At 65.0% G+C, this 16,358-nt stretch carries 17 protein-coding genes; 5 read left to right on the top strand and 12 right to left on the bottom strand.

Going from position 1 to position 16,358, the window contains the following annotated elements:
• Positions 1-84: 84 nt before the first annotated feature.
• The 9 genes from EN852_RS33730 to EN852_RS33765 form a co-directional block, all read right to left on the bottom strand.
• Positions 85-549, bottom strand: a complete 465-nt coding sequence (locus EN852_RS33730; protein ID WP_127880074.1) for a cytochrome c-type biogenesis protein — start codon at positions 547-549, stop codon at positions 85-87.
• Positions 546-2,531, bottom strand: a complete 1,986-nt coding sequence (locus EN852_RS33735; protein WP_127880075.1) for a heme lyase CcmF/NrfE family subunit — start codon at positions 2,529-2,531, stop codon at positions 546-548. Before EN852_RS33735 ends, EN852_RS33730 begins: the two co-directional genes overlap by 4 nt.
• Positions 2,531-2,974 (bottom strand): cytochrome c maturation protein CcmE, encoded by a 444-nt coding sequence (gene ccmE / locus EN852_RS33740; protein ID WP_042642035.1) that lies wholly within the window; start codon positions 2,972-2,974, stop codon positions 2,531-2,533. The genes EN852_RS33735 and ccmE overlap by 1 nt, the downstream gene beginning before the upstream one ends.
• Before the next feature lie 3 nt (positions 2,975-2,977).
• Positions 2,978-4,114 (bottom strand): c-type cytochrome biogenesis protein CcmI, encoded by a 1,137-nt coding sequence (gene ccmI, locus EN852_RS33745; protein WP_127880076.1) that lies wholly within the window; start codon positions 4,112-4,114, stop codon positions 2,978-2,980.
• Positions 4,115-4,356: 242 nt separating this feature from the next.
• Positions 4,357-4,794, bottom strand: a complete 438-nt coding sequence (locus EN852_RS33750) for a hypothetical protein (RefSeq protein ID WP_127867188.1) — start codon at positions 4,792-4,794, stop codon at positions 4,357-4,359.
• Positions 4,791-4,931, bottom strand: a complete 141-nt coding sequence (locus EN852_RS41110) for a hypothetical protein (protein ID WP_189546312.1) — start codon at positions 4,929-4,931, stop codon at positions 4,791-4,793. Before EN852_RS41110 ends, EN852_RS33750 begins: the two co-directional genes overlap by 4 nt.
• Complete coding sequence (locus EN852_RS33755; protein WP_127880077.1) at positions 4,931-6,319, bottom strand: ATP-binding protein; 1,389 nt, start codon at positions 6,317-6,319, stop codon at positions 4,931-4,933. The genes EN852_RS41110 and EN852_RS33755 overlap by 1 nt, the downstream gene beginning before the upstream one ends.
• 22 nt (positions 6,320-6,341) lie before the next feature.
• Complete coding sequence (locus EN852_RS33760; protein ID WP_127880078.1) at positions 6,342-7,007, bottom strand: response regulator transcription factor; 666 nt, start codon at positions 7,005-7,007, stop codon at positions 6,342-6,344.
• A gap of 64 nt (positions 7,008-7,071) precedes the next feature.
• Positions 7,072-7,371 (bottom strand): hypothetical protein, encoded by a 300-nt coding sequence (locus EN852_RS33765; RefSeq protein ID WP_127880079.1) that lies wholly within the window; start codon positions 7,369-7,371, stop codon positions 7,072-7,074.
• 238 nt (positions 7,372-7,609) lie between these two features.
• On the opposite strand from EN852_RS33765, the gene EN852_RS33770 reads away from it, so the two are divergent.
• Positions 7,610-7,996: an ester cyclase gene (locus EN852_RS33770; protein WP_127880080.1), complete on the top strand. Its 387-nt coding sequence runs from the start codon at positions 7,610-7,612 to the stop codon at positions 7,994-7,996.
• Between the two features lie 76 nt (positions 7,997-8,072).
• On the opposite strand, the gene EN852_RS33775 is transcribed toward EN852_RS33770, so the two are convergent.
• On the bottom strand, positions 8,073-8,480 hold the full coding sequence (locus tag EN852_RS33775) for a DUF3168 domain-containing protein (protein ID WP_127880081.1): 408 nt from the start codon (positions 8,478-8,480) through the stop codon (positions 8,073-8,075).
• Between the two features lie 137 nt (positions 8,481-8,617).
• Complete coding sequence (locus EN852_RS33780) at positions 8,618-10,171, bottom strand: trimethylamine methyltransferase family protein (protein ID WP_127880082.1); 1,554 nt, start codon at positions 10,169-10,171, stop codon at positions 8,618-8,620.
• 348 nt (positions 10,172-10,519) lie between these two features.
• On the opposite strand from EN852_RS33780, the gene EN852_RS33785 reads away from it, so the two are divergent.
• The 4 genes from EN852_RS33785 to EN852_RS33805 all read left to right on the top strand — a co-directional run bounded on the left by EN852_RS33785 (position 10,520) and on the right by EN852_RS33805 (position 15,342).
• Positions 10,520-12,676, top strand: a complete 2,157-nt coding sequence (locus tag EN852_RS33785; protein ID WP_127880083.1) for a penicillin-binding protein 1A — start codon at positions 10,520-10,522, stop codon at positions 12,674-12,676.
• 134 nt (positions 12,677-12,810) lie between these two features.
• Entirely contained in the window at positions 12,811-13,395 is a 585-nt protein-coding gene (locus tag EN852_RS33790) for a DUF1214 domain-containing protein (protein ID WP_127880084.1), read from the top strand.
• Complete coding sequence (locus EN852_RS33795) at positions 13,388-13,936, top strand: DUF1254 domain-containing protein (RefSeq protein ID WP_127867180.1); 549 nt, start codon at positions 13,388-13,390, stop codon at positions 13,934-13,936. The genes EN852_RS33790 and EN852_RS33795 overlap by 8 nt, the downstream gene beginning before the upstream one ends.
• 398 nt (positions 13,937-14,334) lie before the next feature.
• Positions 14,335-15,342 (top strand): DUF2336 domain-containing protein, encoded by a 1,008-nt coding sequence (locus EN852_RS33805; protein WP_127880088.1) that lies wholly within the window; start codon positions 14,335-14,337, stop codon positions 15,340-15,342.
• A gap of 6 nt (positions 15,343-15,348) precedes the next feature.
• Here EN852_RS33805 and EN852_RS33810 read toward each other — a convergent pair whose 3' ends face one another.
• Complete coding sequence (locus EN852_RS33810; protein WP_127880086.1) at positions 15,349-15,696, bottom strand: DUF1491 family protein; 348 nt, start codon at positions 15,694-15,696, stop codon at positions 15,349-15,351.
• Between the last annotated feature and the right edge of the window lie 662 nt (positions 15,697-16,358).

Below are 16,358 nucleotides of genomic sequence, written 5' to 3' on the forward strand. Positions count from 1 at the left end.
TTCCGGTACATGAAAGTTTTGTAATGTTGGGGATTGGGGACCTCAGAAGCGATTGAAGCCAATCACCAAGGCCCGCGACGGCGCTCAGTCGCGCAGCATCTTATCCAGCGCCGCCTGTTCCTCGGCGCTCAGGGTGCTGTCCGGCACAGTTCGGCGCGAGCGGGCGCTGAGCACGATGAACAGGCCGCCGGCCAGCAGCAGGAGCACCGGCGTGCCCCACAGAAGCGCGTTGCGCAGGCTGAAGCGCGGCTTCAAGAGCACGAACTCGCCATAGCGCGAGACAATATAGTCCATCACCTGCTGGTCGCTGTCGCCGGCGACGAGGCGCTGGCGCACGAGGATGCGCAGATCGCGGGCGAGATCTGCATCGGATTCGTCGATCGACTGGTTCTGGCAGACCATGCAGCGCAGGCCTTCCGACAGCGCACGCGCCCTCGCCTCCAATGCCGGGTCCTGCAACACCTCGTCGGGCTTCACCGCCTGGGCTGCACCGGCGAAGAGCAGCGCCAGCAGGAGGACCAGCGAGGCGAGCGAAAATCTTGCCCTCATGTCGGGTTCGCCAACGCTGCGGCCGGCTTGCGGCGCCTGGCGGGCGCGCCGACGCGCAGGCGGCGGTCGGCCAGCGACATGGCCGCGCCCGCCATCATCACCAGGGCACCGCCCCAGATCAGCGTCACCAGCGGTTTCCACCAGAGGCGCACGACGACGGAGCCGTCATTACCCTCGTCACCGAGCGACAGATAAAGCTGGCTCAAGCCGAGCGTCCTGATGCCGGACTCGGTCGTCGCCGTCTGCCGGGCCTGAAAAAAGCGTTTTGCCGAAGAGATCTCGCCCTTGGCATTTCCGTCTGCGCCGATCAGCAGGAAGCGGGCGCGATCCTCGGTGAAGTTCGGACCTTTCTGGGGAAAAAGCCCTTCGAAGCGCAGCGAATGGCCGGAGAGCTCCACCGTCTCACCGGGCCGCATGGTGAGGATCCTCTCGGTGCCGAAGCACAGCGTGCCGACGATGCCGAGCAAGGTCAGTCCGAGGCCGAGATGGGCAAGTGCCGTGCCGAAGACCGAGCGCGGCAGGCCGGCGAAACGGCGAAGCATGACGGCCGGCGCCACCGAGCCGGCGCCGGATTTGACGGCAAGGTCGGTCAGCGCCCCGGCGACGAGCCAGACAGCGAGGCCGACGCCGAGTGCTGCGAAAACCGAGGCGCCGTTGATGAACAGGCCGGTGACCAGCATGGCGGCGACCGCCACGGCGAAGGCCGCCATCAGCCGCTGCGAAGCGGCAATCACATCAGCACGCTTCCAGGCGAGCAACGGGCCGAACGGCACAATCGCCAGCAACGGCAGCATCAGCGGGCCGAAAGTCAGGTCGAAGAAGGGCGCGCCGACCGAGATCTTGCCGCCGGTGAGCGCTTCGAGCGCCAGCGGGTAGAGCGTGCCGACCAGCACCGTCGCGGTGGCGGTGGTGAGAAAGAGGTTGTTGAGGACCAGTGCGCCCTCGCGCGAGATCGGATGGAATAGGCCGCCGGCCGTCAGGCTGGATGCGCGCAGCGCAAACAGCGCCAGCGAGCCGCCGATGAACAGCGTCAGGATGCACAGGATGAAGACGCCGCGCGCCGGGTCGGTGGCGAAGGCGTGCACGGAAGTCAGCACGCCCGAACGCACCAGGAAAGTGCCAAGCAGCGACAGCGAGAAGGTGAGGATGGCAAGCAGCAGCGTCCAGATCTTCAACGCCGAACGCTTCTCCATGACGATGGCCGAATGGAGCAGCGCGGTGCCGGCAAGCCAGGGCATGAAGGAGGCGTTCTCGACCGGATCCCAGAACCAGAAGCCGCCCCAGCCGAGCTCGTAATAGGCCCAGTAGGAACCCATCGCGATCCCGCCGGTGAGGAACATCCAGGCGACCAGCGTCCACGGCCGCACCCAGCGCGCCCAGGAGGCGTCGATGCGGCCCTCGATCAGGGCGGCGACCGAGAAAGAAAAGCAGATCGAGAAGCCGACATAGCCGAGATAGAGCAGAGGCGGATGGATGGCGAGGCCGAGGTCCTGCAGGACCGGGTTGAGGTCGCGCCCTTCGACCGGCGCCGGGTTGAGGCGGATGAACGGGTTGGAGGTCGTCAGGATGAACAGGAAGAAGGCCGCGCCGATCATGCCCTGCACGGCCAGCACATTGGCCTTGAGCGTCGCCGGCAGATTGTTGCCGAAGACGGCGACGAGCGCGCCGAAAAAGGTCAGTATCAGCACCCACAGCAGCATCGAGCCTTCGTGGTTTCCCCAGGTGCCGGTGATCTTGTAGATCATCGGCTGCAGCGAATGGGAATTCTCCCACACGTTCGCCACCGAGAAGTCCGAGCCGGCATAGGCGCCAGCAAGCGCAGTGAAGGACAGCGCCGTAAGCGCGAATCCGGTGACGGTCACCGGACCGCCGACCGCCATCAGCCGCTGATTGCCGGTGCGGGCGCCGACCAGCGGCACCAGCATCTGCACCAGCGACAGCGCGAAGGCGAGCACGAGGGCGAAATGTCCGGTCTCAACCATTATTGGCTCTTGCTCTCCACCCAGACGCCCTTGGCCTTCAGGCCGTCGGCGACTTCCTTCGGCATATAGCGCTCGTCATGCTTGGCCAACACGCTGTCGGCGACGAAAACCCCGTCCGGACCGAAAGCGCCTTCGGTGATGACGCCCTGCCCCTCGCGGAAGAGATCGGGCAGGATGCCGGTATAGGTCACCTTGACCGATTTCTGCGTGTCGGTAACCGAGAAAGCCACGGTTGCGCCACTGCCGCGCACGACGGTGCCGTTTTCGACGAGGCCGCCAAGGCGGATGCGCTGTCCGGGCGGGACGCTTGCCGTTGCCAGCTCCGCCGGCATGTAAAAATAGGAGGCCTTCTGGCCGAGCGCGTAGAAGGTGAGGCCTGCGGCCGCGGCGAGGAAGGCCAGCCCCGCCACGATCACCGACAGTCGCTTCTGCTTGCGCGTCATCTCTTACTCCGTCGCCGTCACGCCGAGGGAGGCGGCGAAGGCGGTGAACTTCTTGGCTTGCTCGCTGTCGGCCCCAAAGGCGGCGACAGCGCGGCCGAGCGCCTCGCGCGCCTGGTCGGCCTTGCCGAGCACGGCATAGGAACGAATGAGGCGCATCCATCCTTCCTCGTCGCGGGGATTCTGCTTCAATCTGTCGTCGAGGCCCGCGACCATCGTTTCGATCATCGCCCGCCGGTCCTGCGGCGACATCTGCTGCGCGGCCTCCATTTGCTGGGCATCGGGCCCGCTCGCCGGCGCGCCCGCCGCGACCGCCGGCTGGCCGGCCTCGGCAAGCGCCTGCTGGACAGCGCTGCGCCAGGGCGAATCCGGCGGAAGCTGGCCGAGCATCTTTTGCCAGGCGGCGACAGCCTCGTCCTTCCTGCCTTCCTGTGCCAAGCCGACGGCCAGGTAGAAATTCGCCTTGGCATTGGCCGGGTCGAGCTTGAGGGCCGCCTCGAAGGCGTTCTGGGCATCGGCGGAAACGATGCCGCCCGCGGCGCTGGCAATCGCCTCGCCAAGGCCTGACCGGCGCACCGCGCTGTCGCCGTCGAGGCGAATGGCGTTGCGGTAGGCGGTTATCGCGTCGGGAAAGCGCTGCAGACGAAGATAGATCGGCGCCAGCACATCCCAACCCTTACCGTCCGACGGATTGGCGGCAAGATGCGCTTCGGCGCGCGCGACCAGCTCGTCGACCGAGGAATCGGCGGGATTCTTGGCGAGACGTTCGGCCAGCGGCTGCGAAGGCAGATCGGGAGAGCCGAGCACGCCGTACAGCCCCCAGCTCAGCAGCGGCACCGCAAGCACGGCCAAGCTGGCGACCAACCTGATGCCGCGGGAGGAGCCGGGGCTGGCGGAGCTTGGCCGCTCGGCCGCGCCGAGACGCAGGATGCGGCGGCCGATCTCGGCGCGCGCCTCCTCAGCCTCGCCCGGCTGGATCAGGCCGCGCGCCACGTCGCGATCCAATTCTGAAAGCTGGTCGCGATAGACTTCGAGGTCGTGATCGCCGGGCGCCGATGCGCCCTTCATGCCGCCGGTAAGCGGCAGAAGCACCGCCAGGCTGGCGCCCAGCGTGAGGAGTGCGGCTATGACCCAAAACAGCATGGCTCTTCCAATAAAGGCAGAGCCTTGCCCTGCCAACATAAGCATACTGCGACGCTTTGACGGCGGATCGACCGCCTCACCTTGATCGACGTCAACCAGACCGAATAATGGGCTGGCCCGGTATCCTTCCGGAGTGTTTCACCTTTTCACGAAAACAGCGCTTACCGCCTTGTTTTGACGCAATTCCGGACGGACGGCGAGGCCGACGAGCCTCACCGCCCCACATTCTTCCTGAAATTGCGCTAGGTCAGCGGCGTCCAGCTGCCGTCGGCGTTGCGGCAGGCGGTGCCGCGCGCAGTGACGCCCGCGCCGCCGGTGAAGACGGTATGGGTGTACTGGCGGCAATCCTGGGAGCCGACCCGATAGGGCTGGGCCGCGACCACCTCGCCATAGTGGGAGGCGTTGTCGCCCTTCCATGTCACCTTCTGGCCGCTGGTGTTGTACTCCAACGCCTTGTACTCCGCCTCCAGCCCCTTGCGCTTTTCGGCATCGCTCAGGCCCGAGCCGATCGATCCACCGATAAGCCCGCCATTCATGGCCGAGACGATGCTGGTCGACACTTTGCCGCCGGAAGGCGGCGTCGAAACAGGCGTGACCGGAGAGGTTGGACCGCCCCTGCTAAGGGTCGAGCAGCCGGAAACGGCGAGCAGGGCGGAAACAAGCGCGACGCGTATCTTCATGCCGACAACCGGTTCTCTTCAGCGGGATGGAACTGGATGGACTGGGGACGCGCCATCAGGAAGCGTTCATGGCCATAGTGTTGATATTTGTCGGAAATTTGGCCGCTGGCGGCCGCGCGCAAATCGATAAAAAACATCACTGAAGGCTCCGCAATCTCACCACCACCCTCAAGCCCCCCATGCCGGACCGTTCCAGCGCCAGCGAGCCTCCATACTCGTTGACGAGGTCGGCGACAATGGCAAGGCCAAGCCCCGTTCCCGGCTTCGTCTCGTCCAGTCTCTTGCCACGTTTCAACACCTCTCGCGCGCTGTCCTCGGGTATGCCCGGTCCGTCATCCTCTATAACGATTTCAAACAGGTTGCCGCTTCCCGAAATAGTGGCGATCGTCACGGCAACAGCGCTCTTTGCCCATTTCATCGAATTGTCGAGCAGATTGCCGAGCAGTTCCTCGAGATCCTCGCGCTCGCCAGCAAAGACGATCTCGGCCGGCGGCAGCGACAGCGTCAGCCGCGTTTGCGGGTTGAGCTTGCGCAGAACACGCACCATGCGCTCGACCAGCGGCGAAACCGGCGTGCGGAAGACGACGCTGTCGCGCTGGGCGGCGACGCGGGCGCGCTGCAGGTAGTGATCGACCTGCTTCTGCATGGAAGCCGCCTGGTCGGCGATCAGCTGGCCCTTGGCGCCGCCGAGCGCGCGGCCCTCATTGATCAGCACCGCTAGAGGCGTCTTCAGCGAATGGGCGAGATTGCCGACCTGGGTGCGCGAGCGCTCGACGATGCGCCGGTTGTTCTCAATCAGCGCATTGGTCTCGTTGGCCAGCGGCTCGATCTCGGCCGGGAAGCTGCCGTCGAGACGCTGGGCCGTGCCTTCGCGCACCATGGCGAGCGCGTTGCGGACCCGGCGCAAAGGCTGGAGACCCAACAGGATGGCGATGGCATTGATGGCGATCATGCCGACGCCGAACAGCGAGAGATAGGTGAGCAGGCGGCGCTGGAAGCTCGCGATCTCCTGCTCGAGCTCGCTGTGGTTGCCCATGACGCGGAAGCGGGCGGCGCGGTTCTTGGCATCGAGGACGAACTCGCTTTCGAACACTTCGAGCTGCTCGCCCTTTATGCCTTCCATCGAGTAGCTGCGCTGGAAGTTCGCGTTGAACGGGACCTCCGCGACGCTCGGCGACAGGAGCGAGGTCGTCATCGAGGAAGAATGGATTTCGCCATGCACGCCTTCTGAGGCTGGCTCCACCGACCAGTACCAGCCGGAATTCGGCTCGGAAAAGCGCAAATCGCCGAGATCCGGCGAGCCGGTCAGCGCGCCGTTGTCGGAAATGCCGACGGAGCCGATCAGGTTGAACAGATGCGCCGAAAGCAGGCTGTCGAAACCGCGCTCGCTGGCCTGGCGGTAAAGCGTGGTGATGAGGGTGAAGATGACGACCAGCGTCAGGATCGCCCAGATGGTCGAGAAAGCGATGACGCGGAAGGTCAGCGAGCGCGGCCAGAGCCGCAGCCTTGAAATCCACGTTCCCATCGCTGGCTTCAGCGGTTCCGCGTCACGCCTCCGGCTCTCGCATGCGATAGCCCATGCCACGCACGGTTTCGATCATTTCGATGCCCATCTTCTTGCGAAGCCTGCCGACAAACACCTCAATGGTGTTGGAATCGCGGTCGAAATCCTGGTCGTAGAGATGCTCGACCAGCTCGGTGCGCGACACCACCTCGCCCATATGATGCATCAGATAGGCGAGCAGCCGGAACTCATGCGAGGTGAGTTTCAGCGGCATGCCGTTCACATCGGCCTTGGACGCCTTGGTGTCCAGCCGCAGCGGTCCGCAGGTGAGCTCGGACGAAGCATGGCCCGCCGCGCGGCGGATCAGCGCCCGCACGCGGGCCAGCACCTCCTCGATGTGGAAGGGCTTCGTCACATAGTCGTCGGCGCCGGCGTCGATGCCGGCCACCTTGTCGCTCCAGCGGTCGCGCGCGGTCAGGATCAGCACCGGCATCTTGCGCCCGCCGCGGCGCCAGCGCTCCACGACGCTGATGCCGTCCATCTGCGGCAGGCCGATGTCGAGCACGACGGCGTCGTAGGGCTCGGTGTCGCCGAGGAAATGGCCCTCCTCGCCGTCATAGGCGCGGTCGACCACATAGCCGGCATCGACCAGCGCATCGGCCAGCTGCCGGTTGAGATCCTTGTCATCCTCGACGACGAGCACGCGCATGGGTTGAAGCCTGTTGCTGGATAGACGTATAGGCCGATTCCGCTGGCCTGGGAAACGAGAGGGGTCAGCCCATCGGCACGACGATTTCCGAGCGGCGCGGACGCTGTCCATCCTTGCCGGGGACGAGCACGACAATGACGCAGACCTGCTGGCCGCCCCGCGTCGCCTGCGAGGCCTTGGCCAGCGTCCCTCCATTCTGCGCAGCGACCTGCTGGCCGATCGCGTAGCAATCGCCGGCCGCAAGCACGACCGGCTGCTCCACCGACGGCTCGATGACAGGCAGGGCGATCGCCTGCGACGCAATAAGCCCGGCCGTGGCAAGCGCCAGCACTGCTTTGCGAAGATGGGAGCCAAAATCTATCATGATCACGGTTCTAACGCATATGGGCTGAACGTGAAATGAACGGTGAATAACCGAAAAACCATGCCCGCCATTCCCCCTCAGCGACAAATGAATGCACCCCGTAGACGCCAAGGCCCCCCTCAGCCCCGGGTGCAAATTCATAGCCGGAAAATCAGTCGGCCCGCTACGCTTTTCGGGTGCGGATTCCCCGTCCGGCCCTAGCTAGTGTAGAAACGCCGGACGACCATAGGAGCATGCTATGACCGGCGAGGATATTGCCGCTCTCTATCGGGGCTACATCGCCTGCCTCAACGAGCAGGATTGGGACAATCTCGGCCGCTTCATCGGCGAGGAGGTCCAGTATAATGGCGAGACGATCGGGCTATCGGGCTACCGCCGTATGCTGGAAGGCGATTTCGAGGCCATTCCCGACCTGCACTTCAACATCGAGCTTCTGATCTCGGAGCCGCCGCGCGTGGCGGCGCGCCTGCGTTTCGACTGCCGGCCCAAAGGCGTGCTGTTTGGCCTGCCAGTCCATGGCAAACGGGTCAGCTTCGCCGAAAACGTCTTCTACGAGTTCCACGACCGGCGGATTCGCGAGGTCTGGTCGGTCATCGACAAGGCCGCCATCCAAGCGCAGCTGTAGGCCAAGACAGCTCGCGCCGAAACGGATTCAAGCGGCGCGCTTAAGCCCTTGTTTTGATGCATGTTCCGCAGCCACCTCAGGCGGCTTCCTGCGTCAGCGCGCGGAAGCGCAGCAATCCATGATGGACGGCCAGATCCTCGTCATAGCGAGCCTCGGCGAATTCCAGCGACAGGCGCGTCTCGCCGCGTGGGCCGATGGAAAGTGCTGCACCATCGAGGCGCGCCTTGATGCTATCCATGATGAGGCGCGTCTCGGCCTCGCCTTGCGCTTTCGACCAGACATGCAAGGTGATCAGCTGGTCACTGTCATTGTCGGCGCCGGTCTCGAGGTCAAAGGCGCTGGTGCGGCCGTAGGTCACGTTCGGAAATGCAGCCTTGTCGCTCGCCTGCTCGAGCAGGCCCGCGCCGCCCAGCAGCGCCGAGAGCGACGCATCGGTCTTCAGCCTCAGGAACAAGGCCTGCATCAAATCGCCAGGCGCCGTCATCTACCGTCCATCGCCAATACATATCTCCTCACGCTGCCCGGCAACGTAGCCGCGCTCGCGATCCGATGCCAGCTCGCGAATCGATTTGACTATAACGTGAATGGCGAAGGTCTCGGATTTATTACGTTTTCGTCAAATCACGAGACAGGCGCGGCACCGCCTTCTTCGGCGCGCCTGGCGATGAACTCGTCGAGCACCCCCGCGGTGGCGACGGCAGAGGCCGGCGGCTGGAAGTCGCAAAGAATCCGCTTCCAGATGCCGGTCGCGCGCTCGGTCGCGGTCTTGCCGCCGGATTGCGTCCAGTTGCCGAAATTCGACCAGTCGGCGACCAGCGGCTCGTAGAAGGCGGTGCGGTAGCGCGACATGGTGTGGGCGGCGGAGAAGAAGTGGCCGCCCGGCTGCACTTCGGCGATGGCCTCGAAGCCGATCGCATCCTCGTCGCCCGGGGTCTTCGCGCAAAGCTCCGCGACCGTCTGCAAGGCCTCGATGTCGGTGATCAGCTTCTCGAAGGAAACGCTCAACCCGCCCTCCAGCCAACCCGCGGCATGGATACAGACGGTCGCGCCGGCCAGCACCGAGCCCCACAGCGCGAACTGCGTCTCGTGCGCTGCCTGCGCGTCGGAGATATTGGCGGCGCTGCCGCCGCCGGAGCGCCATGGCAGGCCGGTGAAACGCGCAAGCTGGCCCGCGCCAAGCGTAGCCTTGACGTGTTCCGGTGTGCCGAAGGCAGGCGCGCCGGACTTCATGTCGACATTGGATGAGAAGGAGCCATAGACCACCGGCGCGCCGGGACGCACGATCTGGGCCAGCGTCAGGCCGGCCAGTGCCTCGGCGTGCTGCAGCGTCAAGGCGCCGGCGACCGTGATCGGCGCCATGGCGCCCGCCAGGCAAAAAGGCGTGATGATCGATATCTGGCCGGCCCGGGCGAAGTCGATGATGCCCTGCGCCATCGGGATATCGAGCTGGCGTGGCGAGTTGGTGTTGATGACCGTGTAGCTATGGGCGCTGCTCACGAACTCGTCCTCGGACAGGCCGCGCGCCAGCCGGATCATCTCGAAACTGTCTTCGACCTGCGGCGTGCCGCGGGCAAAAACGAAAGGCACCTTGTCGGACAGCGTCAGTTGCGCACGGCCGGTGGCATAGTGGCGAAAGCGCGTGTCGACGTCCTGCGGCTCGACGCAGGGGCCGAGCATATGCAGCACGTCGAAATGCTGCACGAGCCGTATGAAGTCCTCGAAGGCCTGAAGCGTGCCCGGTCGCCGGCCTCGCTCGAGATCGGTGACGTTGGGCGCGCCGCAGCCGGCAAGGAACGTCATCGTGCCGAGCTCGAGATCGAGATCGCGGGAACGATCTCCGGCCCGCGCCGGGATCGATCGCGGCGCCGATGCAAGTGCGGCCGTCACAATATCGCGGCCGATCTTGACCATCTGGCTGTCCTCATCGACCAGCGCGCCGGCCCGGGCAAAGATGGCGCGCGCCTCGGGCAGCAGCACCTTGACGCCGAGTTCCTCCAGCACGCGCAGCGCCGTATCGTGGATCGCTGCGACCTGGTCGTCGGAAAAGACCGGCTGCGGCGCGAACGCGTTCTTCAGCGAATGGTAGTTCGGGCGGCGGCTCGACTCGCTGCCGGCCTCGCCGGTGCGGCCGCGCCGACGTTCGCGCCTCAGGTCGCGCGCGGCGTCTTCAACCATCAGTTCCTCCTCATTGCCGCATCGCCTTGCCCTCAGGGTCGTACGACAATGTGTACGGAAAGTTCGATGCCCTCCCCGGCGAAACCGTCATCGAGCAACGCCAGGGCGACTCGGACTGGAGCCGAGCGAGGCGGATGTGGCGCATTTCATGCGCTTCATCGCGGCACAGTGATATCGCTCTCAGTATTTGTTTTACGCAATTCCGGATCAACCATGGCGTTCAACAAAGCCTGGGTGTGGCTTCGCTGCCCTTGTGAGTGGTGCTAAAATGGCCGATTAGTCTGGCAGGGAGGGCGCCTCGGAACTGCCACGGCTGTTTCGGGCGGAGTGCCGGGGTGGAATTCTGGAATGGACAATCCCTCTAAACCGCGCAGGAGAAGAGGCCGGATCGCTTCGGCGCTGCTCGCCGTGGACGCGTGGCTCGATACCTCGCTCTACGAGATCGGTTTCAAGGCGCGCGAATTCTGGGAAGCGGCGACCATCTTTTCCCGCCGGTTCCGTGTGCATGGCTGGCGCCGCGCCATCATCGAGGTGCTGAGCGAAGGTTTCACCATGGGCGCCGGCGGCTTCGTGGTGCTGCTCGCGCTCGCCATGCCCGCCTTTGACATCACCACCGGCGACTGGCGCAACCAGGGCGACTTCGCCGTCACCTTCCTCGACCGCTACGGCAATGAGATCGGCCAGCGCGGCATCATCCAGCGCGATTCCGTGCCGGTCGACGAGATGCCGGACATCGTCATTAAGGCGGTGCTGGCGACGGAGGACCGGCGCTTCTTCGACCATTACGGCATCGATGTGCTGGGCCTGTCGCGCGCGATCTTCGAGAATGTGCGCGCCAATTCGGTGGTCCAGGGCGGCTCGAGCATCACGCAGCAGCTCGCCAAGAACCTGTTCCTGTCCAACGAGCGGACCCTCGAGCGCAAGATCAAGGAAGCCTTCCTGTCGCTGTGGCTGGAAGCGAACCTGTCCAAGAAAGAGATCCTGCAGCTCTATCTCGACCGCGCCTATATGGGCGGCGGCACGTTCGGGATCGAGGCGGCGGCGGATTTCTATTTCGGCAAGAGCGTCAAGGATCTGAGCCTCGCCGAGGCGGCGATGCTGGCCGGCCTGTTCAAGGCGCCGACCAAATACGCCCCGCACATCAACCTGCCGGCGGCGCGTGCGCGCGCCAATGTGGTGCTGTCCAACCTTGTCGACGCCGGCTTCATGACCGAAGGCCAGGTGCTGCAGGCGCGGCTTCATCCGGCCGACGTCGTCGACCGCGGCGAGCAGAAGAGCCCGGACTACTTCCTCGACTGGGCCTTCGACGAGGTCAAGAAGATCGCCAAGCCCGGCCAGCATTCGCTGGTCGCCCACACCACCTTCGACGCCAACATCCAGAAGGCGGCCGAGGAGTCGGTCGAGTTCCATCTGAGGCAATTCGGCAAGGAATACAACGTCACCGAAGGCGCGGTGGTGGTGATCGAGACCAATGGCGCGGTGCGCGCCATCGTCGGCGGCCGCGACTATGGCGCCAGCCAGTTCAACCGCGCCACCAAGGCGCTGCGCCAGACCGGCTCCTCCTTCAAGCCCTATGTCTATGCCACCGCAATGGAGCATGGCTTCACGCCGGACTCGGTGGTTTCGGGCGGCGCGATCAGCTGGGGCAGCTGGTCGCCGCACAATTACAGCGGCGGCTCGGCCGGCAACGTCACGCTGCTCACGGCGATCGCCAAGTCGATCAACACGGTGCCGGTGCGGCTTGCCAAGGATTATCTCGGCATCGGCCCGATCAAGGCGATGGCCGAATCGATGGGTGTCGAATCACCGCTGGAAGCGCACAAGACCATGGTGCTGGGCACATCCGGCATGACGGTGATGGACCAGGCGACCGGCTATAGCGTCTTTGCCCAGAACGGTTTCGTCGGCTCGCGCCACGGCATCACCCAACTCGTCACCCGCACCGGCGAGGTGGTCTATGACTGGGCCAAGGATGCGCCGCCACCACACCGTGTGCTGTCGGAAAAGGCGCTGAAATACATGAACACCATGCTGGCGGCGGTGCCGGTCATCGGCACGGCGCGGCGCGCCCAGCTCCCCAACATCGTCGTCGCCGGCAAGACCGGCACCACGCAATCCTACCGCGACGCCTGGTTCGTCGGCTTCACCGGCAATTACACGGCGGCCGTCTGGCTGGGCAATGACGACTTCACCGCAACCAACAAGATGACCGGCGGCTCGCTGCCGGCGATGGTCTGGCAGCGCCTGATGGTCTATGCGCACCAGAACATCGACCTGAAACCTATCCCCGGTCTCGACCATCCGTTCGTCGACCCGGAGGTCGCGGCCAAGGCAGAGGAGGCGGCGAAGAAGGAAGCCGACGCCGCGGAGGCGCAGGCCGAGGCCGAACGGCCGCCGGTGCTTTCCAGCCGCACCACCCAGACGCTGAGGGACATGACCAAGGCGTTCCAGGCCGCGCCCGTGCTCGATGCGCCCACCCTGCCGGAAACGCTTTCGGCGCTTTAAGGCGTGTTGATATTCAGGTGAGGCCGGCCTGGCTTGAATCTCAACACACCTTAGAGCGGCCCTCATGCGAAGCCGGCTTGCCACGGCACCCCGCGCCGCGATATCCCGGGCAACCTCCTCTGTTTGCGGCTCTCATGCTCAAGAACGCCATCCTGACGCTGCTTTCGCTTGCCATAGCCATTGGGCTTGGCGGCTACAGCGTCTGGTACGCGCTCAACGCGCAGGACGGCGTCGGGGCGATCCGCATCGGCCAATGGACCGCCTTCCCCGAAGTCGGGACTTTAACCGCCGATCCCTACTCCAAGGCGCGCGTGGCGCGCGAGGGCGTGCTGGCGCTCGGCCGGGCCGAGGGGCTGGCCTTCGTCGCCGAGCGCGACGATGCGGGCGAGCCGCTGAAGCGCGAATGCACCTACACGATCGAAGGCAGTTATCCGACCGCCCGCTTCTGGACGCTCTACGCCGCCGACCAGTCGCTTGGCGTGATCGATACAGGCAAGCCGAGACAGGCGGCGCTGCAGTCCTACGAAGTGCTGCGCCGGCCCGACAATTCCGTCGTCATTTCGGTCGGCAATCGCCCTGCCCCCGGCAACTGGCTGCTCACCGGCGGATCCGGCAAGATGTATTTCGTGCTGACCTTCTACGACACGCCGATAGCCTCGAGCACCGGCCTCTCCGACGTCACGCTGCCGCGCATCCTGAAGGCCGGCTGCAATGCGTAGGCTGCTGCATGCCCTGATCCTCGGCCTGCTCGGCGCCGGCATCGTGCATATCGTTGTGCTGTTCCTGGTGCCGGAATTTTCCGAACGCGATGCCTGGTCGCGGCTGGCGATGGCCTCCGACTTCTACAAGATGACGCGGCTGGATGCAGAAGCCGGCGGCGCGCCGGTGGTGAAATCGGTCGACCCGCTGTTTTACGCCGCCGCCTGCCGCTTCGACCTTGCCGACGGGCTGGTACGGATCAAGGCGCCGGGCGACGTGCCGTTCTGGTCGGCCTCGGTCTATGACCGCAGCGGCCACAACATCTATTCCTTCAACGACCACAACGCCAATGGCGAGAAGCTCGATACGGTGGTGTTGACGCCGGCGCAGATGATCGATGTGCGGCGCGACCTTCCGGAGGATCTGCAAGGCGCGATCTTTGTCGAGGCGCCGATCGAGGAAGGCATCTTCGTCGTCCGCGCCTTCGTGCCGGACGAGAGCTGGAAGCCGATCGTGTCGCGCTTCCTCGAGCAGAGCAGCTGCGATTTGCAGGACGACTGAGAAGGCGAGCCCGTTCAGTGATGCGGCTTGGCGGGCGGCGGGGAGCCTGGCCTGTCGGAGCCGCTGTCGCCGGGCCGGGTCGCATCGGCCTGCGGACGCAACTCATAGCGGACGCCGGGGAAAATGATGACTGCCGCCGCCGTAGCGGTGTCGCGACTTGCTCGATTTACAGGTGCCGCTCGCGGCACAAAAGACAGGACCATGCCCATGGTTCGCGCATTCCTCTCGGTTTGACCGGAGCACAACGCAACGCCTCCAAAGTTGATTAAGGGGCGTAGAGGGTTAACGGAGCGCTAACGGATCGCGGCTAATTTGATGTTTGTTTTCCTGAAGATGCGAAACCGGCCCGACCGGATTGGGCGGTTCAGGAGTTGTGTCGAGTGTCGGGCGTATCCTCCGTGTCATCTTCGGATTTCAGGCAAATCGCTATCCGGACCGAAGCGGGAAAGGCCGAAAGGCTGTTCCGCGCGGCTGTGTCGGCCTTCTGCTCGCTGACGCGCCCCTCGCGCCGCGAGATCGCCCAGCTCGAGGACCTGACGCTGCCGCTGTTCGACGAGGTCTCGGTCGAGTCGCGTCGCTATGTCGCCGCCGCCCTTTCCGAATGCGAATACGCGCCGACCGCATTGGTGCGGCGGCTAGCCGAGGAGCCGGTCGAGATCGCGGCACCCCTGCTCACCCGCTCCAACGCACTGAGCGACATCGACCTCATCGCGCTGATCGGCCGGCATGGCTTGCCGCATGCGCGCGCCATTGCGCGCCGCAAGGAGCTCAACCCGACAATCGCCGATCTGATCCGCGCGCTGGAAAGACCGACGCTGGTCAAGACGCGGCCGCCCGAAACGGTCACGAAACTGACGCTGAGACCGGAGCCGGTGGCCAAGGCGGACGCCGACCGTGCCGCGCCCGGCGAAGCGGTGGAGAACGCGCGGCGCCGCCTGCGGTCGATGATGCGCCTGGCCGGCGACGCCACCGACGTCAACACCTTCCTCGGCCAGCCGGCTTACGTGAAACTGCGCGAGACGGCGCTGACCGGCAACGCGGCCTTCTTCCAGACCGCGCTCGCCGACGCGCTGGAGATCGACTTCGCGACGGCCCGCTCGGTGACCGGGCAGTCGGGTTATGCCGCACTGCTTGCGGCGCTGCGCGCCCTCGACCTCAGCGAGGACAGGGCCTTCCTGATCGCGGTCGCGGTCTATCCCGGCGAGTTCCCGCATCCGCAGGCGATCCGGCTGTTCCTCGACCGTTACCGGCTGCTGCACCGCGAGGCGGCGCTGGACAAGGTACGCGCCTGGAAGGCCGAAGCTCTTTCGCGGGCCGTCCGCGACAAAGCGGACGACACTATCAACACGGAACGACGCGACGCATCGAACGGCGACGACGCGAGCTCCGGCCTCAAGGCGTCCTGATACGGTTTATTCAGCCTTCACCGACAGAAGCTCTTCGACCGGAACGGCTCCCGCCTCGATCTCGACCACCCAGATGTCGGGATCGAATTTCTTCTCCCGCTCCAGCCGCGCGTCGAAAGCGGCGCTATCGTCGCCGGCATCGAGCAAGGTGAAGAAGCGCTCATCCGGCTTGGCCGAATCGTAGCTCGTCTGCGGCGCCGGCCCATAAAGAGCCACCTCTCCCAGACGCCCGCGCGACAGCACGAAGACGGCGCCCGCCTCGGTGGCGCCGCGTTTGACCACGGCGGCAAAACCGCCGGCGCCGAAGACGCGACGCACAAGGGCCGAAACCCAAAGGTCGGTGGTTACGCGCATGGGATGTTTCCGGATGTCATGCCGATTGTTTAACGAGATTCCGGTTTGTCCGCGAGCGTCAGGCAGTAGGCCATCGCCACAGGATTGGATTGCTGTGGTCGCGCGTCCCCTGGCGGTGGTGTTGCTTTGCCTGACACGTCGGCGCTGCCCCTCATTGCCCTGCCGGGCATTTCTCCCCGTAGTGACGGGGAGAAAGAAGCTGCGCTGACGATTTCGCCCGTCTCAGACGTTGTAGGAAGAGCGCCGGCGCCGCGGTCAGCCCCTTCTCCCAGTTCACGGGGAGAAGATGCCGGCAGGCAGATGAGGGGCGGCGCCAGCTTCGACAATTGGCAAATTTGGTAGCATGCACCGGACAATGCTATCGTTGCGCATGGAAGCGATAATCCGACCCCTAACCGGCCATGAACTCAACCAGGTCAAGCGCGCATATGATGAAGGCATGGCGAGCGGTGAAGGCCAGAGTGTGGACCGCAATGTCTTCTTCCGCGCTCTAACAGGCTGCGGAAAAACTCTTTCGTCTGGGGCCAGTCCGTGATTCGATTCCGCCGGAGAGATTGGAGGATGAGATGCGCGGTGGAGATGATGGGACGGAAGGGCTTTTTTCCTATGTGAGCTGCGAGGCTCGGGTTCCATCGGATCATCCGCTTCGAGCCATCCGGGCA

Origin of the sequence: Mesorhizobium sp. M2E.F.Ca.ET.209.01.1.1 (assembly GCF_004010375.2) — a bacterium.
In the GTDB taxonomy this organism is placed as follows: Bacteria; Pseudomonadota; Alphaproteobacteria; order Rhizobiales; family Rhizobiaceae; genus Mesorhizobium.